The 25,821-nt window shown below is 48.9% G+C and carries 18 protein-coding genes and 1 pseudogene; 4 read left to right on the top strand and 15 right to left on the bottom strand.

The features are described from left to right. Window positions 1-30 precede the first annotated feature (30 nt). From K8R57_07470 to K8R57_07460, 3 genes are read left to right on the top strand one after another with little or no spacing between them, the layout of a single operon-like run. A complete protein-coding gene (locus K8R57_07470; GenBank protein MCE9588136.1) occupies window positions 31-1,503 on the top strand; it encodes an EVE domain-containing protein in 1,473 nt (490 codons plus the stop codon). Continuing rightward, window positions 1,493-1,915, top strand: a complete 423-nt coding sequence (locus K8R57_07465; GenBank protein MCE9588135.1) for an ASCH domain-containing protein — start codon at window positions 1,493-1,495, stop codon at window positions 1,913-1,915. Before K8R57_07470 ends, K8R57_07465 begins: the two co-directional genes overlap by 11 nt. A gap of 2 nt (window positions 1,916-1,917) precedes the next feature. Continuing rightward, the gene (locus K8R57_07460) at window positions 1,918-2,469 is read left to right on the top strand and encodes an AAA family ATPase (protein MCE9588134.1); all 552 of its coding nucleotides are present in this window, start codon (window positions 1,918-1,920) and stop codon (window positions 2,467-2,469) included. Here K8R57_07460 and K8R57_07455 read toward each other — a convergent pair. The 7 genes and pseudogenes from K8R57_07455 to K8R57_07425 form a co-directional block, all read right to left on the bottom strand. After that, entirely contained in the window at window positions 2,435-2,824 is a 390-nt protein-coding gene (locus tag K8R57_07455; protein ID MCE9588133.1) for a hypothetical protein, read from the bottom strand. The genes K8R57_07460 and K8R57_07455 overlap by 35 nt on opposite strands. A gap of 34 nt (window positions 2,825-2,858) precedes the next feature. Then, window positions 2,859-3,428, bottom strand: coding sequence for a L,D-transpeptidase (locus K8R57_07450; protein MCE9588132.1), 570 nt, complete (start codon window positions 3,426-3,428; stop codon window positions 2,859-2,861). 98 nt (window positions 3,429-3,526) lie between these two features. Beyond that, window positions 3,527-3,895 (bottom strand): hypothetical protein, encoded by a 369-nt coding sequence (locus tag K8R57_07445; protein ID MCE9588131.1) that lies wholly within the window; start codon window positions 3,893-3,895, stop codon window positions 3,527-3,529. Window positions 3,896-3,915: 20 nt separating this feature from the next. Continuing rightward, window positions 3,916-4,989, bottom strand: coding sequence for a LysM peptidoglycan-binding domain-containing protein (locus K8R57_07440; GenBank protein MCE9588130.1), 1,074 nt, complete (start codon window positions 4,987-4,989; stop codon window positions 3,916-3,918). Between the two features lie 293 nt (window positions 4,990-5,282). Then, window positions 5,283-5,471, bottom strand: a pseudogene (locus K8R57_07435) (hypothetical protein). Between the two features lie 313 nt (window positions 5,472-5,784). Continuing rightward, window positions 5,785-6,240, bottom strand: coding sequence for a hypothetical protein (locus K8R57_07430; GenBank protein ID MCE9588129.1), 456 nt, complete (start codon window positions 6,238-6,240; stop codon window positions 5,785-5,787). 129 nt (window positions 6,241-6,369) lie between these two features. Continuing rightward, entirely contained in the window at window positions 6,370-7,020 is a 651-nt protein-coding gene (locus K8R57_07425) for a nucleotidyl transferase AbiEii/AbiGii toxin family protein (GenBank protein MCE9588128.1), read from the bottom strand. Between K8R57_07425 and K8R57_07420 the strand changes: the two genes are divergently transcribed. Beyond that, a complete protein-coding gene (locus K8R57_07420; protein ID MCE9588127.1) occupies window positions 7,009-7,353 on the top strand; it encodes a hypothetical protein in 345 nt (114 codons plus the stop codon). The genes K8R57_07425 and K8R57_07420 overlap by 12 nt on opposite strands. A 21-nt stretch (window positions 7,354-7,374) precedes the next feature. On the opposite strand, the gene K8R57_07415 is transcribed toward K8R57_07420, so the two are convergent. The 8 genes from K8R57_07415 to K8R57_07380 form a co-directional block, all read right to left on the bottom strand. Next, entirely contained in the window at window positions 7,375-10,848 is a 3,474-nt protein-coding gene (locus K8R57_07415) for a caspase family protein (GenBank protein MCE9588126.1), read from the bottom strand. A gap of 12 nt (window positions 10,849-10,860) precedes the next feature. Continuing rightward, window positions 10,861-11,217 carry a hypothetical protein gene (locus K8R57_07410; protein ID MCE9588125.1) on the bottom strand — a complete coding sequence of 119 codons (357 nt, stop codon included), beginning with the start codon at window positions 11,215-11,217 and terminating at the stop codon, window positions 10,861-10,863. 56 nt (window positions 11,218-11,273) lie between these two features. Then, window positions 11,274-12,494 (bottom strand): hypothetical protein, encoded by a 1,221-nt coding sequence (locus K8R57_07405; GenBank protein MCE9588124.1) that lies wholly within the window; start codon window positions 12,492-12,494, stop codon window positions 11,274-11,276. Window positions 12,495-12,514: 20 nt separating this feature from the next. Then, the gene (locus K8R57_07400; protein ID MCE9588123.1) at window positions 12,515-13,153 is read right to left on the bottom strand and encodes a hypothetical protein; all 639 of its coding nucleotides are present in this window, start codon (window positions 13,151-13,153) and stop codon (window positions 12,515-12,517) included. A gap of 39 nt (window positions 13,154-13,192) precedes the next feature. Continuing rightward, window positions 13,193-17,635: a hypothetical protein gene (locus K8R57_07395; GenBank protein MCE9588122.1), complete on the bottom strand. Its 4,443-nt coding sequence runs from the start codon at window positions 17,633-17,635 to the stop codon at window positions 13,193-13,195. 91 nt (window positions 17,636-17,726) lie between these two features. Further along, window positions 17,727-22,448, bottom strand: a complete 4,722-nt coding sequence (locus K8R57_07390; GenBank protein ID MCE9588121.1) for an SUMF1/EgtB/PvdO family nonheme iron enzyme — start codon at window positions 22,446-22,448, stop codon at window positions 17,727-17,729. A gap of 5 nt (window positions 22,449-22,453) precedes the next feature. After that, window positions 22,454-22,957, bottom strand: a complete 504-nt coding sequence (locus tag K8R57_07385) for a caspase family protein (protein MCE9588120.1) — start codon at window positions 22,955-22,957, stop codon at window positions 22,454-22,456. 27 nt (window positions 22,958-22,984) lie between these two features. Next, window positions 22,985-25,819 carry a hypothetical protein gene (locus K8R57_07380; protein ID MCE9588119.1) on the bottom strand — a complete coding sequence of 945 codons (2,835 nt, stop codon included), beginning with the start codon at window positions 25,817-25,819 and terminating at the stop codon, window positions 22,985-22,987. Window positions 25,820-25,821 lie beyond the last annotated feature (2 nt).

Below are 25,821 nucleotides of genomic sequence, written 5' to 3'. Positions count from 1 at the left end.
TAGAAAAAAAGTCACACATCTCACCGCATGATGCGCTTTCTTCTCGATACGAATATACTTATTCCCCTTGAGGACTCGAGTCATGTGTTGAAAACAGGTCTGGCTAACTTTGTGCGTTTGGCAAACGAAAATGGGCATCAACTAGTCCATCACCCTGCATCTGAAACTGATTTTAGACGCGATACTGATCCGAAGCGGCTGAAGCAGAATCTGGATCGCATCAAACAATACCCTCGGCTTGACCGTGCCCCCGCCTCTCCCTGGAATACACCAGAGACAAATCCAAACGATGCAGCGGACAATGAGATACTCTACGCCTTAAAATGCTCTGCAGTTCATGCCCTGGTAACAGAGGATCAGGGAATTCACGAGAAGGCCAAAAAATATGGGCTGGTCGAACAGGTTTACACTATCCAGACGGCGGAGGATTTACTTCGGCGTCTACACTCAAAAGTCGCTGTCGAGCTTCCAAACATTGAGGAAGTCCCTCTTTATTCGCTTACTCCACTCCTTGAAACGGATTTCTTTACTAGCTTAAGAGCAGGATACCCAACATTTGACAACTGGTTTCATGCCAAAGCCAAAGATGGGAATAGGGCCTGGGTTTCGTGGGAGGACTCAGGTCGTATTGGAGCGCTTTGTATTTATGCACAGCAGGACGATGAGGTCATTACAGCTGAGGGAATGAGGTTGCCGGGTGCAGCTCTCAAGTTATGTACCTTCAAAGTGGGAGAATCAGTGCGAGGACGGAAGATCGGGGAGCTATTTTTAAAGGCAGCGTTTCGTTATGCAACTGCTAATAAGATACAAAATATCTTCATCCATGGAGATGTCGAACAACATCACTTCCTTTTTGAAATGCTGCAAGATTTCGGCTTTTCTCGAGTTGGAAGCCATGCCGGTTCTAATGGGAGAGACGCAGTTTATATAAAGCAGCATCCGGTGCTGCCACCTAGTGAAGCGATCGATGCTTTCATTTACCTAAAGAAATACTTCCCGCATTTCCGATCAGATGCATCTATAGGAAAATTTATCGTACCTATACTACCTAGATTTCACAATATACTGTTCCCAGACTATAATCAGAAAAATCAACAATTAGATTTCTTCACTCAAGATAATTCTGCAGGAAATGCAATTAAGTTAGCTTATTTATGCAATTCTCCAACAAAGACAATGTCTCCTGGAGATATCGTATTGTTTTATCGCTCTAAAGATGAACAAGCAGTAACAAGTCTAGGTGTAGTCGAAACGTATAATACGCTTCAAGACGCAGATGCAATCGCCAGCAAAGTAAGGCGACGGACTGTCTATAAGATGGAAGAAATAAAGTTAATGGCATGTAAAGAGACAAGAGTTATGCTTTTCCGTTTAATTCAGCACTTCGAACATCAAGCACCACTCGATTGGCTCATAAGCAATTGTGTTTTAAAGAAGTCCCCTCAAAGCATCACTAAAATCTCAGATGAATCACTTAATCTAATAATGAAATATGGAAAGTAGATCAATTCTGATATCCATTCATCCGTGTTATACTGACCAGATTCTTTCAGGTAAAAAGCGTATTGAATTTAGGCGCTGTTGGGCAGCGTATCCTGTCGACAAAATCGTGATTTACGCTACGAGCCCGGTTCAACATATAGTTGCTGTTGCTCGCGTCAAAAAAGTTACGATAGCCTCACCAAATAAATTATGCGAACTTTCAGCTAAAGTCGGCGGAGGAATCTCCAAAAACAAACTTACCGCATACCTTCATGGCAAGAAAAAGGCCTACGGCATCGAGCTAACCACCGTACGCCCGTTTAAAAAACCTTTGCTGCCTATAAATATCTTTGGGAAGAGATTCCGGGCTCCTCAATCTTTTAGTTACGTTAATAAAAAAGACATGATCCGCTTGGAAAAACATCTCAATTAACGATGGGTATATTATTTGTAGCTGGGGTACATGGTGTTGGTAAGACGACCATATGCAGTCGGGTCGGAAAAGAATTGTTTATACCACATTTCACCGCTAGTGAGATTATCAAGAACGAATCTTTAGAGAATGCTTTAGTCGATTCGAATTTACAAAAAAACACTAACGCAAATCAGGAAATCCTAATTCATGGAGTTCACAGGAAACTAGTGTTAATTGGTCAAAAACTTATTCTAGATGGTCATTTTACTCTTTTGAATGACATCAATGAGATCGTTGAAATCTCGATTGAGTTTTTCAATCGTCTTTCTCTCGATGCAATCGTAGTTTTCCATGATTTACCTCATTTAATCAGCCTTCGCCTAAGAGAGCGTGATGGTGTGTATGTTGATGAGGCTCATATCAAACATCATCAAGAAAATGAATTGCATCATGCCAATCTTATCGCGACGAGTCTTCAAATTCCCATTACTCATCTCGAAGCATTCGACTCCCATGGATTTACTGAGATTCTTCTAACTACATGGCCGAGTCTACGCCCCCTAAGTTCTTAATCCTCTCCCTAACAACATCCCCCAAAAACTTCTGAACTGTACGTTTCATGGGACGGGCACCTAAGCCCTTGGTAATTCCCTTCCGGACGAGCATTTCAACGGTTTCTGCATCCACTGCGAGATCGAGTCCCATCTTGCGATAACGCTCGATTTCTTCGCCGATCACGATCATCGCGATCTCCCTCCGGGTCTCCGGTGAGAGGGGCTTAAAAACGATCTTCTCATCGAACCTCCCAATCAGTTCTGGCCTGAAGTGCCGGTGAAGCTCTGCCAGTACTGCCCTCTCCAGTGTTGCAAATGGTAGCCGAGTGGGTCTCATCAGCTGCTGGGAGCCGATATTGCTCGTGCAAACCACATAGAATCCGCCCAGTTCGATAGTACGGAAATAATTAGAACACAGCCGCCAGAAGTCTCTGATGAGCAGCGTGCTCTTTTGGCAAATGGTCGGAAGTGATTATAACTTGTGTCCCTGTAGGTAGTGAATCGGCTAGGGATACAACATCCTTGGAGCGCATCCGGATACAGCCGTAGCTGACGGGTTTACCAAGTAGGTTCTCCTGTGGGGTGCCATGAATATAGATGCACCGGGCAAAGGCATGACGGTTCTGAGGTTCCAGACCATCAAGCCAAAGAATCCTACTCACGATGGGATCCCGTCCTGGTGCATTCGGAGGCAGCACCTCGCCCGTGGGTATCCTTGTCTTAAAGACGGTGCCCAACCGGCAACCCTTCCCTATCTTCTTACGTACCACCAGTTGACCCAGTGGGGTGGCGTAGCTTCCCGGTCTGTCTCCGGTTCCGAATCGGGATGTCGAGACGGGATACATCACAAGTGGACGACCTTCCTTGATGAGCGCCATCTTCTGATCCCGTACGCTAACGACGAGAGTTGTTTGCTCAATTGCGCGATTTGCTTCCTCACCCTGCGACTGGCATGAGAAGAGGCCGAAAAGGCACATGATCCCTAGGATCCCGATCCTCAGCATATCAGTTGTCATGATGTGAGAGTGCGGCTGGTTGGATTCGATAGATGCGAGGTGGGCATGACGAACTTGGGTTAGTTCGATGGAATGCCTGCGCTATCCAGAGCAAGGTGAGTAGCGAGATGAACTCCTCCATGCCTCGGCATGTAGGCATCGACGACATACCGAATCACCTGGGTGCGGCTCATGGGTCGCAGCACTTTGAGAATCCTGATGTTCCCGGATGCCGGGCACTCATCGCACTCTCCCAATTCGGACGTTTCCCATGTTCTCCCCTTGCGGATTTGGCGAATCTGACGCTGTAGGTAAAAGCCGTTTGTGGCAGATAGATAAAGGGTCTCGTTAATGTCCATGAGATAGCCTTTGGGATTGAGACTTCCTCCGATGGACATTATCTCCTCGTCGCAGGATGGGTCATAGATGGGCTTTTTCTTTGTGTTCACGAAGTGTGTCTTGTGGAGTTTCAGTTAGAGGCCAGAGCACCGCTGGGCACCTTGAGATGCATGCCGATCGTCACATCAGCTGGGTTGGTGATGTTGTTCGCAGTCATCAGGTCGGTGAATGAGACACCGAGGCGATGGGCGATTGAGTAGGAGTTGTCCCCACGTTGGACTGTGTAGACCCCGTTGGGAGCTATGCGCTCTAGCTTCGGGGTGAAGGTTTCAGGGGGATCCGATTTTTTAGGAGTGCTCTCGGGCTCTTTCTCCACGAGTTGGAGCGGAGGTGGAGTCTTGTCCAGGCTAGGGATGGCTAGCTTTTGCCCGACTCGCAGGCTGTTGCCGGATTCCAGGCCATTTGCTTCTCTGATTTTCGCGGCGGGGATACCCATCATGGAGGCTACCTTGGAGAGGGTGTCTCCAGGCCCCACGACGTAGCTCGAAGGGTTTGGGGGACGGGGATGAGAAGGGGCTACCACAGATGAGGTGGATGCATCCGCAGAATCATGACTTCCCATGGTTGCAAGGGCATCAGCCACACCAGAGGTCTTAGATGATGGTGTTGATTTCAGTGCAGGCTGGTGCGTGAAGAGTGCCTTGATTGCAGGGGTGATCTTTTGGACGGATTGCTGCACTGGATCTTGCTCCTTCTTGGGGCTTTCGGTTACTGGTGCCGATGCCCTCACTGGTGATGAGGCAGCTACGGCATCCTCGGTATTCTTTTTCTTGGCGAGGCTCGCGTAGTGCTTGGAGTTGCTTCCTTCAGAGCGTTTGGGAGTATGATTTGGGGCTGAACTAGTGACAGATTGAGGCTCAGGATTTGGCACGCCTGCATAGGCTGGGGCTTTCTCAGTCAGGGCCATTTTGTCTGAGGTGTGCATCTTTCTCAGCGCAGAGAGTCCGAAGAAGCCTCCAACGGCTGCGACATGGAGACCCAGGACAACTAGGAAGGCATGGATGAAACGAAAACCCCTGGGTTTGGAGCACTTGGGCACCTCCAGATCCTCAATGAGTTTCTGGCGGCGTTGTTGAGCCTGAAGCTTCGCTATTTTGGTCCGTAGCTGGGCCTCTTTTCTGGCGATCGGGTCATTAGGACTCAAGTCTGTTAGGGGTCTACGAGAGAAGCTGTTTGTTGGGAGTGGTGATGTCATTGTCATGATTGAAGATCGTTTTGTTGCCACTACTGCATCGCAGTTGCGGGGTAGTAGTTGCCGTTGATGTAGTAGCAGGGGACGCCGTTGCAATTAACGAGTGGGGCCTGGACGACTTGGGGACGGGTGACCACTACGGGCTGCTGGACATAGACCGGTTGCTCAACGATTACGGGTGCGGGTGCGACATATGTGGGGCGGGAGATCGCGGCGGCGGCAGATAGCCCAAAGAGTGTCCATCCGAGGCCATTCGGCACTCCAGTGCCTAGCCAGCCACCGCGATTACAGTTTTCCGACCAACCGCCGCACTGCGGCTGGTAATAACCTCTGCCTCCCCCGCCCCCGTAGGAGCCGTAGGGGTTAGCTTGAAGAATCGAGGTTGGTACCCCAATGGCAAGCAGGGTTGTTAGGATCAGGGTGATGCTTCCGATTCGAGTCTTCGTGGACTTCCTGCGGATGGAGGATGGGATTCGGGATGTCGTTTGCATGGATCAGCTCTACGCCCATTTGCTGATTCTTGACAACCCACCCAGCCCTTCAAATCGAGTGTTTAAGGGGTTCTAAAGCCGATCACACTTCCGACCCGACCGTTCATCGGGCAATTTCTACCATTGGCAGAAATTCCCATTTCGGCACCCCTGAGGAGGCGTTATCGCCCAAATGCCGACCATCCTAGCAATGAAAAGAGCGGCTGGTGATGTGCCAGCCGCTCCAGTCAATCAAACCGAAAAACTTTCTAAGAGACTAACCTTTCAGCGAGTAGAGGGTGCTCCGCTTGTTTCCCTCGATGTGGAGGAAGCCTTTGCTGGCTTTGAGGAATGCAGTGAAGCGGGGACGTGCCAGACCGACTTCTTTGAAAATCACGGCTGAGGAGACTTTTTTACCTCCAGAGAGGATCTTAGAGAGCTGGGTCTTGATTTCCTCATCGTTGATCTTGGGAAGTGTGCGACGGGTGCGCTTTCCGGTGGTTGTAGACTTGGCAGCCTTGGTCGCTTTCGGCGCTTTGGCTGAAAGACCGAAACGGGAAAGCATAGACTCTAGTTGCTCGAGCTCCTTGGCGTACTTCTTGTGAACGGAGGCTACCTCCTTGGCGATCTTCTTCTCGATAGCGGCCTTTGCGGAGAGAACCTGCTTAGAAGCCTTTTTCTCGAGAGCTGCGAATTGCTTGAGGATGTCGATATTTGCGCCTTTGGTTTTCATATGAGCCTTAGATATTGGTTCTTAGTCAGTGAGGGTCAATTCTTTACTTCCCGAAAAGGCCGCAGTTGTAGCCTTTCCGGATCATAACCACCCAGAACATCCCCCCCTCGGAGCACAAGACGGGTATCATCAGCCGATCAATTTTCCTGAACGGCGTACCATACCGGGGATCTCTCCCAACCCGGCGACCGCGGCAACGAGTTGCTCCCGAACCTCTAGGCTGAGAGTCTCCAGATCCCCGTCCCCGAAGTAGCAGAGCGCCTTGAGGGGGAGGAGCGTGTTCATCCCCTCACCATAGAGAGCCCGGGCCGCGCCGAGTCCCTTCTCGAGGGACACTCCCGAAGCGAGGATCGCTGCGATATCGATGTAGTCCTTTGCCTCCGAACGCTGAAGGATCGTCTTGAGCTTGCTGGCGAAGACATCGATCACCGAGGCGATCGCCACATTATTATCGGCGGCGGACTCAGGATCCTCCATGCGGCCGAATCCAAGCCCGCCGAAGAACGAGACCTTCACCGGTGCCCCGCGATCCACCAGGATCGTCAGAGCATTGGCGCTGCTCTGGAGAATTTCGGATCCCTTGGCGAAGGGTATCCGGGCGATCAACTCATCGGGCTCGAAAGGCGATGCGTTGAAGAAGTCGAAGTCGACCGAGATTCTGTGACCGATGCGCAGAGCCAACGCCGTCCCGCCGTAGAGTACAAAATCGGTCGGCACCTGATCCAGTTCCCCCCAGAGCGTCTGCTGGGACTTGGGTAGAGTCGAAAGATGAAGATCCATGCTGATGGCGAGGCTCTCTCCGTTCATCCCAAATGGCGCACCGGCATCGGAGGTATTGGAGTCATCCCGAACCTCACATGCCAGAAATGCCAACTTCTCGGATCGATGACCCCGGGGGACGCCCGACGGAGTGCATCGCGCCACTCCTCCACAGGACATTCCTCTTGCACAGCGTCAACATCCTCCCATGTCCCCAGCGCCATGACTTGGGCTAGGAAACGGCTTCTGTCGCGTAGCGCCTCCGTCGGTGATACCCACCAGAATAACCGCCGCGCCACCCTCGTCAGGGAATCCGAAGACATCGGTACGTCGTTCAAATCCATGATAAAATAATAACCGAAAAGTAGTGCCGTGTCACTTGGCTGTTCCCAGAACAAAGTCTTCTTCTAGATTTACTCCTCGGAGGTTGGGGTTTTGTTTTCCCTTGGTGAGGTCTTGGACGCGTTTTTTGACGTAGTCTCCGATGCTGCTGATGTTGATTTGGCCCTCTTTGTTGGGGGTGGCTTTGCCATCAAGGGCTTCCATGAGGGCGTAGGTGAAGAGGCCGTTGGATTGTTCACTACTCTCGAAGGCGTATTCCGCTCCCTGTGAGGAGGAGATGACCGTGGCTCCGCTTCCCCTGCGAAGATCGACGAACATATCCTGGAGCTTCTCGTACCAGTCGCTCTTGCCCTTGGCTCCTTCCACGGCCTTTACGCTCATCCCACGTGTGCCGATGGAACGCATGGCGACTTTGCCAGCCATTGGAGATGAGTTGGTGTCTGAAGCTGGGATTGCGGAGGGGGTTGCCGCTCCGTCGGATGCGGCGAGTTCCTTCTTCTCATCGTCATCCAGTTCTCCGGCGTGGCAGGTATCCATGAGGAGGGCTTTCTTGAGCGATGGAACCTCAGCGAGGATGTTGTCGATCGCCTCGTAGGGCATCCCACGCTCTGATGGCTTGGCCGGGTCGATGTCAGTAGTGCCGAAGTAGTAGTCGTATTTGTCATCGAGGAGGCCGTGGCCCGCCATGAAGATCAGAACGGTGTCATCAATGGTTGCCCCCGAGAGGAACTCCTTGATCTTGGCGACGCTATCCTTGGTGACCTCCTTGTCCGTGAGAAGCAGGGGCTTCACCTCTGAGTAGGAGGTGCTGGCCTTCTCCTTGAGCTTGTTGATCAGGTCAGTGGCGTCCTTGGCAGCGTACTTGAGGCACCACTCGGGGCGGTCGTACTGGGAGACTCCGAGGGACACGGCGTAGAGCTTGGGCTTGGGACGTTCAGCCGTGCAGTTCAACTCGGCATTGGCATAGAGGGATTCCGCACCGGCGCTGTTGAGGACGGAGACCTGGATCTTATTGCGGCCAGAGGCAAGCTTGATCGGGATGGTTTTCTCTAAGGTCTGGGTCTTCTGATCACGGAGGAGTTCCCCGTCACGGCCATTCACAGGGACGTTGTTCACGTAGACCCGCAGACGATCGAGGGGATACTTGTCATCGGTGGCCTTGATCTGGAGATCAAGCTGAACCTTAGCAGTTGTCGCAGGTACCTCGCCCACGACTTGGAGCTCAGGGAGATGGAAGTCAGGCTTCAGCATTTCCTCGGTGACTCCCATGCGCTTCAGGCGTTTGTCGCGGAGGGATTTAGCCGTCTCGATGGCCTCCTTCGGAGCCCCCAATCGCTCTAAAACGATGTCGGGGCGGTTCAGGCGAAGATCGAATTGCTCAAGTGGGTAGGACTCTGCTTTTTTGGTGAAACGAAGGAGATTGTTGGGGTTGCCATGCGAAAGATAAATGAATTCTGGAGTAATTACCAAAGAGTCACGACTGTTTGATAGGTACTCCGCGCAGGGCAGCACAGCATTATCACGGATCTCATATCGAACCACGAATCCGCTCTTCTGAATCCCGTAAAATGACTTTCGATCAGGAGATATCTTTAATGAAAAGATAATCGGCGTTTTGAGAACTGATAATGCTTTTTGAGGTTGAGTTGGGTCTATAATGACAATCTGTGTTTCACTACCTTTTTCGGTCAATTCAACACACAGAATATTTCCGTTTGGAAGAAAAGAGGCAAATGTTGGCATCCTGCCAGATAGCAGGTTCTCAAAAGACTGGTTGATTGCGGAATTCGCAAAACAAAGCCCTCCGCCACCCCTCCAATACTTCCAAGACTTGATGATCGCGTCGCAATTCGGCGAGATATCAAATGGAGACAGGTTTGGGCATGTGGGATCTCCGTAAAAAGGCAATGCACCATCACCATTTTCTGAATCTTTCAGCTTCAAATCTGAAGCAGACTCAAGATTATTGAGGTCGTAGAGCGCAAGTGATAAGACCGTTGGCTTTCCGCGGGGTGACGTCTTGCCAGCTTCGACCGCTTTAACAAGAACCTCTGATTTCAAGGGGGAAGTTGGTAGAAAAAGCCCCTTGATTTGCTGTTGGAGTGAGAATTTCGAATCAAAGATTGCACCATCGGAGATATATATTTTATCTCTGATCCATTGGATTTCAGGTTTGCCTGAACACACAGCGGGAACAATTCCCGCTGGAATTGTACTCTCAAATAGCACCGTCTGATTGTTGAGATCGATAACGAATCCCTTGAAGACGATGTTTCCCTCTTGCTGTTGTCCCGCGTCTGCTGGAGATGCCAGCACAGCAAGATGACTTCCATCAGAAGAAAAGGCACCACTAATAGCAATCCATTGATCGGGAATTTTGATTTCTTTTGCTACTCCAATTTCGAATTCCACAATACGAACGAGCCCCTTTCCCATGATGCAGAATTTTGTCCCATCCTGATTGATCGAGAGATTTTCTATAAGAATCTCTCCAGAATTGCGTAGATTTTTTGCGGATTCATTAATGAGATCACTACTAATTCTTCCACTTTTATCGAGAGAACCGTCTATTTCCGGGAATCGGCTTTTAATCTTATCGTGATTTCCCACCACATTAATTGATATGTCTCCCCACTTTTTCTGAGGGTCAGCAAAACGGATATCTCCGGAGGATTTTAAGGAACGATCTTCAAGGTCTACCAAGGGCAACTTGGTTTCGTAGAAGGTCACACGATCCAAGTCCGTTCTTTCATTATTGCAAAAGATAACGTGATGGCAATCTCCCGTAATATAGGGAACATCTACCCCTTTTGGACACACGAGGGTAAAACTCGCCAACTTGGATCCATCCTCAATGTTCCAGTATGTCGCAACGGGACACATTGCATTGATCTCTGTGCCCGTGGTGGTATTTTCAGCATCCAAAGGTTTTCCAATGGTTAGAAGAATATGCGTTCCTGGAATAATTCTAAGCGCATCGGCTCTGCAATTGATACTTCTTACGAGCGATTCATAATTTTTTGTCCAGATTTTCACCAGTTCTGGATGAGCTACTGCAATCAGGCTTTCATTATCAGAGGAAGTGGTACTTATTATCCATTTCTGATCATTGACCTGTGGAGTCGGATAAACCGCTTTCTCATCGATTCGAATATCGAGTGGCATCTTGGAAATGCTCTCCGCTGACGAGGGCATTCCATTTTGTGGCGTCTTTCCGAGAATTAATCCTAGTTGTTGTGCCCTCTGCATCGTTGCTTGATAGAGCGCTCCTTGAGGATTACCCGGATTAGCAGCAACAAATGCATCCCTCTGCTTGATCCAATCCCTCTGGGCTAGCTTCAACTGCTGTTTCTGATCCGTACTCAGAGTCCCCCTGAGCTGCTGATAGACCTGATTCAGCTGGGCATCGGCCTGCTGGCATTGCTCTTGGGTAGGGACTTGGGCGGTGGCAAAATTAACAAAGAATATTATTATAAATAATCCGATATTGAAATATCTTTTTATCATTAGTACTATTGACTAGTTCATTATAGTTCGCGTGGAGATCATGCTATCATCTCCATGTATTTTTCTTATCTGCGAACAAAGATCTCTAGCTCTCTCATGAACATTTCTACCAACTACCGTAAAAGTTTCATCTTTAGATTTTAGTTTTCCGAGTTCATTGCTTTTCAGAATAACTTCTGTCTGTGTTTCTGATTCTTTTTTTGCACTAATGAACTGATAAGTAACTCGGGTATTAAAAACCAATATTCCCTTACCAAGTGGACTACCTTCGCCTAAATGGAATTCCGTTTTGACACCAGGAATTTTTAAGGGAATGGAAACATCGATGTAACTTTTCTCAATAAAATCAGGGAAAATTGAATCGTTCATGTTTTTAATTATGTTTTGTGTCTCTTGTGCATCTTGTGGCTACCCCCCCTATTCCCTCAATTCCCGAACATTTTCCCGAAGAAGCCTTTCTTCTCGGCTGATCCGGAGCCGCCCTTCACGAAGAGGAGGTAGTTCTCCGTTCCGTGGTCGATGCCGTAGGCTCCTCCTGAGGCGTCGGTCACAGATTTGGTCAGCTCGGCAGAGTTTAAGCGCGTCTCAAGGTCGAGGAAGGTGCTGGCCTGGGCGTCGAACTCCCTCTGCCAGACGCCGCTGATGTGGGGGTCGGCCTTCAACTTCTCCTCCATCGCGGTGAGGGTGGGCTGGTCGATCTTCACGATCTCGACGCGGACCATGCGGCCTAGGTCGAGCTCGGAGGACCAGCGGGCGAAGATCTTGCGGAAGAGGCCGATGGCTCCTGGTTGGCCCTTGGACTCGCGGCCGGTGAGGAGCTTGAAGAGAATGTCTTTGGCGGCCATCTCGGGGGAGCCTTGGTCGCTGTCGAGATTGTTGTTAGGATGGATGGTGGCGGAGGCAACCACCTCGCCGGTCTCAGGGCGGACGGCCCGGAGGTCGGCGCTCATTCCGAAGACGTGCTGGGGGTTCCCCCCGTACATGCTCTGCTGGCCCTCGTAGCGGCCGGTCACCTTGCCCTGGATGATGAAGTCGGCCTTCTGGGTGATGTCCTTGTTGCGGAAGTTCGCGGAGTTCGCATTCCCAAGCGCCTCGTCGCGGCGGGAGAGCTTCATCTCCTGATTACGGGCCATGCCCACATCGACGATATTCAGCTGGAGGTCCTTGGCCGCCTCCTCGAACCATGCCTGGGCGTAGCCGGAGTTCGGAGGGACGCCTGTGATGTTCTCCTGGATGTCTAGGGCGATACGGGGAGAGCCCTTCAGGGCCACGAGTTGCTTCAGGGCCATGGTGTTGTTCATGTTCGGATCGCCGGGAGAGACCTCTGCCTCCACCTTCACATGGTAGATCCCGTCCTTGCCCATGCCGGACTCGATCACCTTATAACTCTTCACGTAGCCGAATGCGGCAGCAAAGACCCTGTCATAATCGAGGGCGAAGTTGCTGGCCTGGCTCTGGCTGGCGATATTCACCCCGGCCCCGAGGCGCACAGCCTCACGAAGGGCATCGGTGAGAGCTTGTTCACGGGCGGCGGTCGAGTCCCCAGCGGTGCGCCCCTCAGCGGTGACTGGGGCGGCGTGTATTGATGTGAATCCCAGTGCTGTAGCGGCAACAAGGGCAAGGATGATGGATTGGTGAGTTTTCATTGATGAGAATTGCCTGCTTTTTACTGATTGGGGATTCCATTCATGTCACTACGAACGCGATTCGCAGTATCTTGAAGAATATTCTGCATATCCCTGCCATCCTGTTGAAAGATTTCTCCTAGTGAATGAGTGGTAGTGTCTTGATCAAATGGTAATCTCACCACATAAGTCATAAGATTTTTCGTTAAAACACGTAGAGGGCAATCTTTCGGAATTGTAAACTTGGCGCCCCAACCACACCTACTGAAGGCTTGAATGACTTGAGGATCCCGAGTGTAGAGATCGAACATACGGTATCCTTTGGCAGTAAACCCTATGCAGACATCATTTCCCTCCTGTCTAATTAATTTAAAACTGACAGGGCCATAAACGTATTTCCCTACAAAGTCCTTGGGGAACTTTGAGTTCACCTCTAAGAGCTGGCTCTCGGGAATACCTAGGTTTGGCACCATTGAAGAATTAGAAACCGTAGCCTTCTTGGATCCTGAAGATTTACGTGGCGAGGAAGATACCATCTTTTGTGCCTTGGCCCTCTCTGTTGGGGAGGCCTGCAGGATTGTCTGCATCAGATCGGCGGTCTCATCGGCGCGGAGGGTATGAGTATTCAAGCCTCCCATAAGGGCGGCGAGTAGTAGGGATTTGGTGATCGTCGTTTTCATGGGTTTTAGGGGTATGGGGTTAGAGTTTTTTCTGTCTGACTATGGTTGATAGTTCTGCGCCTCGGCCATGGAGGCGTATTTCCGTGAGGCAGAAGCATCTGGGGGGACTCCCACCCCCCTCGCAAGCATCATCGAATAGAGGATCTGGGCGGGTGCATATCCGAGATCTGCTGAACTTCTGTAGAGCTTGGCGGCCATCTTAATGTCTTTAGCCACTCCCTCTCCTCGAAGCGCCATCGCTCCCAGCGACGCCAGGGCGTAGGGGTCATCGGGCATTGTGTTCAGTCCCTCGATGGATTCTACCTTGAGCGACTTGCCTTTCTCCGGATCTTTCTCAACCCCCTCCCCTCCTGCGGTCAGGACGCCAAGCTGATACTGACCTAGCGGATTATTCTGGCCCGCAGACTTCGAGGCATACTCGACGGCCTTGGCAAGTTCCTTCTCGGTCTTGTATCCAAGACCATAGTAAATCGAGAGGACCCCCTGTGCGTAGGCATCACCTGCATCGGCACGGCTCAGAGCCTCGTCGAATTCTAGGACCTTATTGTGACCTGTAGCAGACTGAGAAAACGAGCTATCAGTTTCTAAGGAACCCGCTTTGGGAAGAGCCGAAGGGTCTGGCAGCATCTCTTCGGACAGCTTTGAAGTCTCATCAGATAATGAGGAAGTGGATGAAGATGGCAAAAAGTTCTCGGCTTTGCCCAAACTGAAGTCTTCTTCTAGGTTCACACCACGGAGGTTGGGGTTCTGTTTGCCTTTGGTGAGGTCTTGGACGCGTTTTTTGACGTAGTCGCCGATGCTGCTGATGGTGATCTGGCCATCCTTGTTCGGGGTGGCTTTCCCGTCGAGGGCCTCCATGAGCGAGTAGGTGAAGAGGCCGTTGGACTGCTCGCTACTCTCGAAGGCGTATTCAGCTCCCTGGGATGAGGAGATCACCGTGGCTCCGCTGCCTCTACGCAGATCGACAAACATGTCCTGGAGCTTCTCGTACCAGTCGCTCTTCCCCTTAGCTCCTTGGAGCGCCTTTACACTCATCCCTCGGGTGCCGATGGCTCGCATGGCGACCTTGCCAGCCATTGGAGATGAGTTGGTGTCTGCAGCAGGGATCGCGGCGGGTGTTGCCGATCCATCTGATGCGGCGAGATCCTTCTTCTCGTCTTCGTCGAGTTCTCCAGCATGGCAGGTATCCATGAGGAGGGCCTTTTTGAGGGAGGGTACTTCGGCAAGGATGGTGTCGATCGCCTCGTAGGGCATACCTCTCTCAGATGGCTTGGCGGGATCGATGTCGGTCGTGCCGAAGTAGTAGTCGTACTTGTCATCCAGCAGTCCGTGGCCGGCCATGAAGATGAGGACCGTATCGTCGATGGTAGCCCCGGAGAGGAACTCCTTGATCTTGGCGGCGCTTTCCTTGGTGACCTCTTTATCAGTCAGGAGCAGGGGCTTCACCTCGCTGTAGCTGGATCCGGACTTGGCCTTGAGCTTGCCAATCAGGTCGGTGGCATCCTTGGCAGCGTATTTCAGGCACCACTCGGGGCGGTCATACTGGGAGACTCCCAGGGCTACGGCGTAGAGCATCGGCTTGGGTCGTTCAGCCGTGCAGTTCACCTCGGCATTGGCATAGAGAGATTCCGCACCGGCGCTGTTGAGGACAGAGAGTTGTATCTTGTTCCGGCCAGCAGCGAGCTTGATGGGGATGGTCTTCTCGAAGCTCTGAGTCTTCTGGTCGCGGAGGAGTTCCCCGTCACGGCCATTGACCGGGACGTTGTTCACGTAGACCCGAAGGCGATCGAGGGGGTATTTGTCATCGGTGGCCTTGATTTGGAGATCGAGCAGATCCTTGGAAGTGGTTGCCGGAACATCCCCCACGATCTGAAGCTCAGGGAGATGGAAGTCTGGCTTGAGCATTTCCTCTGTTACCCCCATGCGCTTTAGGCGCTTTTCACGGAGCGATTTGGCAGCTTCGACTGCCTCTTTGGGAGCACCTAACCGATCTAGAACAATATCTGGACGGTTCAGCCGCAAATCAAATTGCTCAAGGGGGTAAGATTTTAGTTTATCAGCAAACGCGACAGTGGAGTTATTTTTACCTAAAAGCATATAGCTTTTATCCTTGAGGACGAAAACTACATTGCCGTTATTTGATGGGAATATGGAATAATCTACTTTTGGTTTGAGTTGATTAAAATCAATTTTAGTTATCATCCCGAGAGATGATAGATGGTAATACTTATTAATATCTGAAAGCCAAGTTATGTTATTATATTTAAACGGATTCTCTTCTTGATTTCTGTAAGGTGAAACCCAACGCCAATGCATATTTGGAGTTATTACATCATGTGAAGCTCTACATATTGATCCATCATCAGAAATAAATACATTTAGTTTGTCTTGAAATAATTCATCAAAATAGAATTTATTCTTATAATTAAGAATTAAAAAAGGTCTATTGTTGATGTCATCAGGTTTATATTTGTGATATTTATAAGACACGGACCACGCAGCACCATTGGGAGAAGCATCGATTCTGAAAGGACTCCAATCAACATTATTGAAATCACTATTTCTGGATTTTTGAAGATCTAATGTCTTATACTTCTCATTTTTAATATGAAATTCATCCAAGGGGAAAAAGGCAACATTATATACCTTATCTTTTATAACGTTAAAAGAGATTTCACGAGAACTATTAGCGCAATCGTATTCTGATAAGATATTTTTTTCAGCGCAGATTGCAACGTCTTTATTGTTCATAAAACATACAGGCCCATTATTATGTAATAACAATGAATTAGATTTGGAATCAACAATGTAACTGGATACTTCTCTTCCATTATCTAAACTACAAGAAAAGAAGCGTCCGGAACTACTCACGTTTGCTTCTAATTCAATGCAATCATTTCCGGACTGTAATTGGTATTGAGCAGTTTTTGAAATTTCATATTTATCGTTGAAAGAGTAAAATGATGTGTCCCCAGAGACTGAATCGAACGTCGCTAAATAAAATTGAGTACAACTTTTATTAAAAAAAACATACTTGTGGGTGTATCCCTCAGGAAGATTAATTTTTTTCACTATTAATGATTTCTGATCAATAATCATTATATCGGATTTCTTATCGTTATATAGAACTACTAGTGATTCGTTCTTATTTGAAACAATACAATTATAATCAGAAGTCTCACCAGCTATATTAAGTAAAGACTTTTTATTTTTATTTGAAATTATTAATGGGGTATTTCCATCTTTTATTAAAGTTTGAACACCATCTGAAAACAAGGCGTTATGTTTGTTAATAAATGAATATATATTGCTAGAGATATTTTTATTTTCGGAAATATAAGTATTTATATTTTGCGTGCTAATAACCTGTTTATTCCTTAAGTCCACATTTAAAACAAGATACTTTTCACGACTGCTTCTGGCTAAAACACTCGCATTAAAAGATCCTTTAATATCTACTGCAACTAATGATATGCCTCCATCAAATCCAATTTTTTGAGGATCAATTTTTACTTCATCGAGATATGCTGATCCTAAAAACTTTCCTAGTCTTTTTTCTAGTTCACTCCGATCTTTCAAAATATCATATTTAATCATATCTCCCCCTACTGAGACAAGTAGCTTTGTGTTTTTATCAAAGTCAACATTCATAAATCCTGCCTTCTTTTGAACATCAGATATATCATCATCAAATCTGAAGCTGCTACCTCTAGCTTCCACTGTTGGATTTCCTGTATTTAAATCAGTCACAGTGCATTCTAATGCATTTGAAAGCCCTCCTGCACGTTCCTGATATCTTACAATAACTGCACTTTTTCCATCCCCATATGGATAAACTCTAGCGATGTTTTGTTTCCTGATAAAATCATAGTTTTCGGCTTGTGAGTCCATCCCTGCCATCAAGGATATGGTTCTAATTAACTTCCCTGTTTCCAAGCTCCATATTCTTATCACTTTACTGTTGCCATAGATCCCGGTGACAACAATCTTGTTTTTATTGTCAGTATAACCACTAATAATCTTATGTGAATCAATAAGTTGTGGTACTACTTCTATTGAATTATCATTTATATCTTCTTTTCCAATAACAGTTTTACCAAGTGTGCCATCCATTATCTTTTGATATTCTTTAGATCCTTTTCTAATTATTTTTGCATTGATTGGTCCTATTTCCACAATTGCACCCTCTGGTTTTTTGTACTTCCCAGATATAACATCACAGCTTGGGATCAATTCGTATCCTTGTTTTTTATTTTTATTGCTGTTATCTTCAGTCTCATCAACTGGCGGCTTAACCTCACCAAATGCGGCCCTATAGCAAATAGGTTCATCATCGACTGATATTATTTTTTTGTTCGCGCCGTTTTTTTCTTCATTTTTATTTGCAGGTTGTGCATCGGCTGCCTGGAGATCAAGTTTAGTAATCCCAATACCGGCTACAAGGGTCACCCCCAAAATTAAAGATATTAGACGCTTTTTCATTTCGTTGCGCTGAGCGTGAAGTCTTCTTCGAGGTTCCCGCCTTGGAGGTTGGGGTTTTGTTTGCCCTTGGTGAGGTCCTGGACGCCCTTTTTCATTTATTCTGAGTAATTGGAGCGATGACGCAGCGGAATCCGTAGCACTTACCCTGAGAGTCTTTGGGTGTAGTAAAGCGATTTGAGAGGCTGATACTCTCTTCTTCTTCATCGGCCCAGGATCCTCCTCTCTGCGACCCTTGTCCGCTTTCGTCGTAATCCTCGAGAGTCCATTGGTAGGCGTTTCCGTTCATATCGAAGAGACCAAACCTGTTAGGCGCGAAGCTTCCCACAGGCGAAGTATTTGGGAACGAATCCGTTTTCATCTTCGGATCGTAGTTCCCCGATCCCTTCGGTGGAGGCCATGATGATCCCCACGCATAGCAGTTTGGGATTCCTCCACTTCGCCATGCTGGAGGACCATCCATCTCTTTATCCGTGATCCCGGCAGCGGCACTCCATTCCAGATCCTTCGGGAGCCGATACTCTACGTTGCTCGGGAGCTTTCCTGTCACGTGCTCGCTCTTAGTCAGCCAATCGCAGAATGCCGTGGCGTCGTTGTAATTGATCCTCACGGCAGGGTGATCAGGCTTCTGCGGGAACCCAGCCGGTTTCCAAGCCCTTTCCGTCTCTTTCACAAACTGCCCGTAATCACTCACCCGAGTACTCCAGATGCAGAAATAGGTTGGCGTACCGGGAATCGGGACGAACCGCTGCCCCAGCGAGTTCACAAACTGGGGACCCAGATTGGGAGGAGTCGTTGAACCTGATTCACTGGCTACGGGTGATGGCGCTGCAGGTGGTGTCGCCTCCGTTGGGGTAGTAGCCCCCGAGCTATTTTTCACAGATTCGGGAATTGGAGGCATATCGCCCAGGAGATCGAAGTCCTGATCCTGCTCGAAGGCCACCACGCTAGGTTTCTGAGCACCTCCGGTAAGCTCCGATACCCTCTGACCCAGATAAGTCTTCAGATCGCTCACGGAGATACGACCCCGGTGATCCATGTCGGCCTTCTGATCCCTCAGGGCCTCGATAAGGGCGGAGGTGAAGACGCCGTTGTTCCACTTGTCGGACTCCATGGCATATTCCGCCCCTCCGGAGGCACCGATGATATTGATCCCGCGATGCTGGCCCGGCAGGAGGAACATTTCCTCGATGAATCGTTGTTGGTCACCTCCCGTCATCGGAGAGACTCCGACCACCTTAAGCGCTCGAGACTTCACCGCACGGACTCCGTGGGGAAGTTCTGTAGAGGCCGATGCCAGCTTCATCTCCTCCTTTTCCCCCACGCTTCCCGACTGGCAGGTGTCCATGAGCACGAGACGCTTAAGGGACTTGCCCGCCTTGATGGCATCGAGGAGGGCGTCGAGATGGATGCCTGTGTCACCCGGATGTTCCGGATCGATCTGGTGTCCCGCGTAGACGTAGTCGAGATGTTCGTCGAGTAGGCCGTGACCGGCGCAGAATAGGATCACCTCGTCACTCTCCTTGCTCTCCCCCACGAAGGCCTTGATCTTCTCAAGCGCCTCAGGGCTGACATCGTTATTGGTCAGAAGAAGGGTCTTGCAATCTCTTCCCCCAGCCTCACTGAAGGTCTTGAGCACATCACCGGCATCCTTAGCCGCAAATTCAAGTTTTAGCTCAGGTCGATCATATACCGAGCATCCCATCGCCACGATATAGCGTTTTGGCTTTTCCGTTGCCTCGGACAGGATGCTCCGGAAGTGGGCTTGATTACTGACTCGGCCCTTCTCATCGGTGGCCGTCACCTCGATCCAGTTCTGCCCTTGGGCCAGAGTCACGGAACCCTGAACGGTCCCCTTGCCCCCTACAGGGATCTTCAGCGCCGATCCGCTGATCGCCTGCTGAGGGATCCCATTCACCCGGACGGTCACTTCTTTCAGAGACGATGCACCAGCGGTCACCTCGATCGGGAAGGTTATTCCCGCTCCCTGTGCCCATAAGGGCGGCATCTGGTTGACGTCCACCTTCGGGATCTCTGAGGCCTTGGGCTCTGGCTGAGAGGGGTCGAATTTCGCTCTCTTGAGCCAGCGTTCTGTAACCTTTGCGAGGATGTCCGCATTCTTTGGGTCGCCTCCGAGTGCTTTGATAACTTCTGCGGGCCTGTTTCGCCATGGGGCAAGTGCGGAAGCATCAACTTTCCCATCCCCAGCCTGCAGAGTGATGAGACGCTCACATCCTGGAGATCCTGCATAGAAACCGTTGGGAAGAAGGATTACATAGTCACTGCTACCCCGGAAGTAGATCTCGAACGCCTTCTCCGGTTTGCCTTCGCCAAAGATTCGATAGGCATCATACCCTCCTGCCTTGGGTATAAAGACTAGGTTCCTTTCGCTAAGCAGAAGAGGCTTTCCCTCCTGAGGAGGCGAAGGCCATTCGGCAAGCGTCTCCTTCAGCTTTCCATCCGGGGCATGCTCTTCAACCTTGGTGACTCCGGCACACGAGTAGAGAAGTTGGATCGTCCCATCACCCTTCGGACGCATTGCAAGAGGATCAGCTAGCTCGGAAAGGCCACGAACTAGCTCCACGAGCGGTTTTGAAGCACCACATCGAGCGAAAATCGAATATCCCGCCCCTTGAGTGGAGAAATCCGTAACGACGCAAACGAGACGATGGCCAGTTGCACAGATTCCCTCGCGGATACAAGAGACTGTTCCTGATTTCCCGGTCTCCGTCCTGATTGGCTCGTCGATTTGAGACCCATTTTTCATTGAGTATTTTGTGAAGACATTTGTTCCGTCTTCATTTCTGTAGCTGTAGAAAATGTTTTGTTCAGGGTAGATAGCAATCTCACCGTCTTTCCGTGAATGATTGCCGGGAACTTGCACCTGATTTGTCTTCCCTGCGGAAGTAATGCTGGTAAGCGATAAATGTTCTGGATCAGAAACGACTCGCCTCATCCACCATACTTGTTCTGGCACCTGCGGAATCGCATAAGCGGCAGATTCATTGAATAGAACCATGGCTTTGGTAAAGGGGATGGTCAGGTTAGTGGTTCCTTTCGCAAGAACGAGATTTCCTGAATTGACCCCATGAATACACCCGTCGCTGAAGATTCCCGGTGACTCGATTCGAGAGGAGGAAAGCTTGAGGCTTTTCGCCGTCAGTGAATCGAGGTTGATGTCCTGAATCGTCCCATTCTGGTCAGCGCTGACGATATGCACTCCCGACAAAGGATTATTCGAAAGCAGCGCCGCACCGGCCTTAGCGCCTACGTCGCGCTGATCCAGATTTCCAGAAGGCTTAATTCCCAATGCCCGAAGCGATGCTGACTCATTTCTGGCTTGTTGATCGAAATCTTTCTCCGAAGGAATCAAAGCCTCGCCCTTGGAGTACCCCCTTGGGAAAAGCTCCTTGATGGGGTTCCTGCGATAGTAATCGGCTGCCCCCGGTTGGAGAGAGATCGAGATATTTTTGAAGTATGGATTGGAGATGGTACTGACAGAGTAACCTCCCTCCTTACCTTCACTATTCGATGGATTTGGATTAACCAGTACATTGACGGTATTTCCAGAGGCCTCGATATGAATTGGGTTATTGAGGGCCAACCAGTAGTTTTCTTTAACCAGTCGGACTCGATCTATCTGTTTTGCTTTAGGATCAATCAGACACAGAGCAAGTGGTGCATCATCATAGCGATATTTGCTGGGAGTAATGGTAACGGCATAAAAAGAACTCCCATTTCCTACTCTTCCCACACTGATGACTTTGTTAGGAATTCGTGCCGTGGCGATCAGGTTCAATGTTCTGGCATCATAGAAACACAAATCCGTCTTCATATTTCCTACATTCCCTGCCTCCTCGGAGGCTTCAACGATCCACTCTGGACTCTGAAAGACGACGGTCGCCGTGGTGCTGTCGAGAAGCGAGGGCTTTCCCCTTCCTTGATCAGACAGAAACTCATAAGCCCACCGGAACCCCTCGCTATCATGGCCTTCAATCGTGTTGCTTGCCGTGGCATCGGAATGTAGATGAGACTCATCAATCATTTTTGACAGAACATTGATGCGATTGGTGAGTGAAGTCTTCAGTCGCGTGGTTGTCTCGTCCCTCGCCTGACTGATTTTTTGCATTCCTTCGCTAAAGTAGGTTGATCTAGGCAAATTCATATTTCTGCCAAATCCGGTCAGTTCAAGATCACGATCCCGACCCTTTTCCCACTCCTGCTGCTGGTCTATCAGCTCAGCCCCTCCATTACCCTGCTGCTTGATCTGATCAAGGCGTTCATGCATGACCTTATCCAAGGCCATGAGTTCTGGATTACTCAGCATGGCAGAATAGATTGCCGGCCCATTGGCGCCTTGGGAGGCACCCAACAACTGCTTTCTTGCAAGCGATTCAACTTGGGAAAGAGTTTTGGCGATCGCCGTCCACGCATTAGGGTCCTGTTTCCTGTGGTCGAAATAGAGTTTCACCATCACATAGAGGCATTTCCAACCACCGACATTATCTGCAGTAGAAGATTTCTCATAAAAAGCCATTGCCTTTCTGAGCTCCTGATCGGCTTTTTGGTCGTTGTTCCCTGACAGGAAAGCGATCAACCCAAGACAGTAGGCCGCATCTGCCTGCTCCTTGATGGAACCCGCAGTAGCACCCTTCTTTTCTAACTCAGAGGCGGCTGACTCTGCCTCTGAATTCTTTCCGCTAGCTATCATGCTTTCTATCCGCGTTACCGCGGCATTATCCGGCTGTTGCGACAGAACTCTCTCGATCGGAAGGATTAAAAACAGACATCCAAGGAGAAGGACGGGATTCTTCATAATTTTCATTTCGTTGAGCTGAGGGCGAAGTCCTCTTCTAAATTCACTCCTCGGAGGTTGGGGTTTTGCTTGCCCTTGGTGAGGTCCTGGACGCGTTTTTTGACGTAGTCGCCGATGCTGCTGATGGTGATCTGGCCCTCCTTGTTCGGTGTTGCTTTGCCATCAAGGGCTTCCATGAGGGAGTAGGTGAAGAGGCCGTTGGACTGCTCGCTGCTCTCGAAGGCGTACTCGGCTCCTTGAGAGGAGCTGATCACGGTGGCTCCGCTCCCCCTGCGAAGATCGACGAACATGTCCTGGAGCTTCTCGTACCAGTCGCTCTTCCCTTTGGCTCCTTGCACGGCTTTCACCTGCATTCCACGGGTGCCGATGGATCGCATGGCGACTTTGCCTGCCATTGGAGATGAGTTGGTGTCTGAAGCTGGGATTGCGGAGGGGGTTGCCGCTCCGTCGGATGCGGCGAGTTCCTTCTTCTCATCGTCATCCAGTTCTCCGGCGTGGCAGGTGTCCATCAGGAGGGCCTTTTTGAGGGAGGGTACTTAGGCGAGGATGTTGTCGATCGCCTCGTAGGTCATACCTCGATCGGACGGTCTGGCCGGATCGATGTCGGTGGTGCCGAAGTAGTAGTCGTATTTGTCATCTAGGAGGCCGTGACCAGCCATAAAGATCAGGACCGTATCGTCGATGGTAGCCCCGGAGAGGAACTCCTTGATCTTGGTGGCGCTTTCCTTGGTCACCTCTTTATCGGTCAGGAGCATGGGCTTCACCTCGCTGTAGGAGGAACCGGCCTTGGCTTTAAGCTTCCCGATCAGGTCAGTTGCGTCCTTGGCGGCGTATTTCAGGCACCACTCGGGGCGGTCATACTGGGAGACGCCTAGAGCCACGGCGTAGAGCTTGGGCTTCGGTCGCTCTGCCGTGCAGTTCACCTCGGCATTGGCATAGAGGGATTCCGCACCGGCGCTGTTGAGGACGGAGACCTGGATCTTGTTGCGACCAGCGGCCAGCTTGATCGGGATGGTCTTTTCTAGGGATTGCGTTTTCTGGTCACGGAGGAGCTCCCCATCGCGGCCATTCACCGGGACGTTGTTCACGTAGACCCGGAGGCGATCAAGGGGATACTTGTCGTCCGTCGCCTTGATCTGGAGGTCGAGCTGATCCTTGGGAGTCGTGGCAGGAACCTCACCCACGATCTGAAGCTCAGGGAGATGGAAGTCCGGCTTGAGCATTTCCTCAGTTACCCCCATGCGCTTCAGACGCTTTTCGCGAAGGGATTTTGCGGTTTCTACCGCTTCCTTCGGCGCTCCCAATCGTTCCAGAACAATGTCAGGACGATTCAGGCGCAGGTCGAATTGCTCGAGAGGATAACCTCTTCCATCAAACCTAAACCCAACCCATTTATGAGCACTTCCTAATGTAAGATAATAACCTTCGGGAGTTAAACTTAATGGATTAGCAAAATCATCTATAAGAATTCGCGCAGTTAGATGCCCAGAGGATAGGCTCCATATATTTGAGAATCCTTCGGAGTCTGACGCAGCAAGAAGCCTAGATTTTTCGTCATAAATGATATTTTTATAGTAACCAGGATCATTGATAATATATTTAGATTTATCCTGAAACCTTGATGCAGCAGAATTGCCGATTTTGGGATTAGCAATTCTAATTTTATCAAAAGCAGTAAGCGCGAAAACAATCGATTTAGAATTATCAGAAAAAACCATATCACCGAAACCATATGCTGGAACATTTACTTCTTCAGAATATTCAGCACTAGGCTTCCATTCGGACGTCTTAATAACTTTAATAATAACATCGGTAAAGCCCGCATGTACAGAATAGGAAAGCAGCGTACTATCATTGCTAAAAGCATTAATTCCTGATGAGTCTGCTTTCCAAAGCATATCTCCTGATTGACAATTTAATACGTAAATATGACCGAAATAGCCGCCAGAAGATAATACAATGTACTTTTTATTAGGAGATACTTTTACTTGATTTATTTTTTCGTTTGAATCCACATCTAATTTTTTTATCCAAACTTTGTACCCCGTGACGACATTCAGACAAGACACTTGGTTGTTTTCTACTATGAATACGAATTGATCATGAAAATCAAAAGTTTCTGGTGATGTTTCTATTTCCGTTTTCCACAGGACATTACCAGTAATCAGACTGTAACAGACTATGCTACTACCATTTCGTATAGATATTGATTTTGTAGTTCCGTCAACCCGAAATTCATCTCCATCGACACTTAAAACCTTGCTGATATTATCTACATTAAAAACAGATGTCTTTTTGTTTTTAAGGCTTACTAAATACTTTACACTATCTAATAGAATAATTTTTTGTTCAGAGGGAGTGGTGTTTATAGGGTAATTAGTAATTCCTAATGCAGATCTTCTGCCATCCTGGAAAACATCTACCCCTAGCTTATGTTCTCCCTTTTCCCATTTAGCAACACTTCTATAATTGCCATCGTCTTGACTTGAAAGTGACAGTTTGTATTCACCAAATACTTTTGAGTCTTTCCTATTCTCTATATTAGGACAAGGCATTAGGTAATCATCCGTCTCGAAAGAATCTACATCCAGCAGCTCGAAGAAATTGGGGCCGCCATGATGGCCCGATAAAAATAAAAGTAGTTTTTTAGAATCTGGACTAAATCTCGCATCGATATATCCATTACCTTTTGCTATATCTTTACCTATTATAACACCGCTGACTTTATCTACAAGACACCATTCATTTTGATTCCCAAAAATCTCATATATTCCATTTGAGTCATTCTTCGCAAAAGTTGGTTCTCTACAGAGACCTGATTGGTAAACCACGATTGGATCATGCTTTAGATTTTCCTTTGAGGATGTAGTTTTAAATTCACGATCGGACGGATCTCTCTGTAATTCGCCCTTGATGTTTCCTAAAACATGATCCTCTGTTCCTTGAATCAGGTATCTTTCATCAATTTTAACTATTTTTAATGTGGATTTCAATGTTCCCCCGCTCCACTTTCCCCGCTCTGGACTTTCAACCCGAAAGGACGCTTCATAGATGACCTCAAATGAATCCGGAGTCAGTTGCTTTACCTCCACTGGCTTTAGTAGTAACCACTGGGCCACTGGCCATCGTTTGTAGTAGGATAGATTTTCTTTTCTAAGTTGTTCTCTCTTAATGGACTTTCCATCTTGAGTTACCTCAGGCGCAAAGAGTTTGATTTGGGAATCAATATCGCGCGCTACTTCAGTTTTGATCAACTGATCAACTATAGCTGAAGCCTCTTGCCGGCACTGTTCTTGGGTGGGGACTTTCGCTAGGCTCTGGCCTAGCAATAAAAAGAGTGCAATAATTATTAATAAACTGTTTTTATTCATAT

This window comes from Verrucomicrobiota bacterium, assembly GCA_021413925.1.
GTDB lineage: Bacteria > Verrucomicrobiota > Verrucomicrobiia > Chthoniobacterales > UBA6821 > UBA6821.
Note: the sequence above shows the minus strand (reverse complement) of the source record. Positions and strands in the feature narration are given on the sequence as shown.

Coding starts and splice junctions, on each gene's coding strand:
- K8R57_07470 (MCE9588136.1), top strand. CDS start 31: ATGCGCTTTCTTCTCGATACGAATATACTTATTCCCCTTGAGGACTCG.
- K8R57_07465 (MCE9588135.1), top strand. CDS start 1,493: ATGGAAAGTAGATCAATTCTGATATCCATTCATCCGTGTTATACTGAC.
- K8R57_07460 (MCE9588134.1), top strand. CDS start 1,918: ATGGGTATATTATTTGTAGCTGGGGTACATGGTGTTGGTAAGACGACC.
- K8R57_07450 (MCE9588132.1), bottom strand. CDS start 3,428: ATGTGCCTTTTCGGCCTCTTCTCATGCCAGTCGCAGGGTGAGGAAGCA.
- K8R57_07430 (MCE9588129.1), bottom strand. CDS start 6,240: ATGAAAACCAAAGGCGCAAATATCGACATCCTCAAGCAATTCGCAGCT.
- K8R57_07420 (MCE9588127.1), top strand. CDS start 7,009: ATGAAGATCCATGCTGATGGCGAGGCTCTCTCCGTTCATCCCAAATGG.
- K8R57_07425 (MCE9588128.1), bottom strand. CDS start 7,020: ATGGATCTTCATCTTTCGACTCTACCCAAGTCCCAGCAGACGCTCTGG.
- K8R57_07415 (MCE9588126.1), bottom strand. CDS start 10,848: ATGATAAAAAGATATTTCAATATCGGATTATTTATAATAATATTCTTT.
- K8R57_07410 (MCE9588125.1), bottom strand. CDS start 11,217: ATGAACGATTCAATTTTCCCTGATTTTATTGAGAAAAGTTACATCGAT.
- K8R57_07405 (MCE9588124.1), bottom strand. CDS start 12,494: ATGAAAACTCACCAATCCATCATCCTTGCCCTTGTTGCCGCTACAGCA.
- K8R57_07400 (MCE9588123.1), bottom strand. CDS start 13,153: ATGAAAACGACGATCACCAAATCCCTACTACTCGCCGCCCTTATGGGA.
- K8R57_07395 (MCE9588122.1), bottom strand. CDS start 17,635: ATGAAAAAGCGTCTAATATCTTTAATTTTGGGGGTGACCCTTGTAGCC.
- K8R57_07390 (MCE9588121.1), bottom strand. CDS start 22,448: ATGAAGAATCCCGTCCTTCTCCTTGGATGTCTGTTTTTAATCCTTCCG.
- K8R57_07385 (MCE9588120.1), bottom strand. CDS start 22,957: ATGGACACCTGCCACGCCGGAGAACTGGATGACGATGAGAAGAAGGAA.
- K8R57_07380 (MCE9588119.1), bottom strand. CDS start 25,819: ATGAATAAAAACAGTTTATTAATAATTATTGCACTCTTTTTATTGCTA.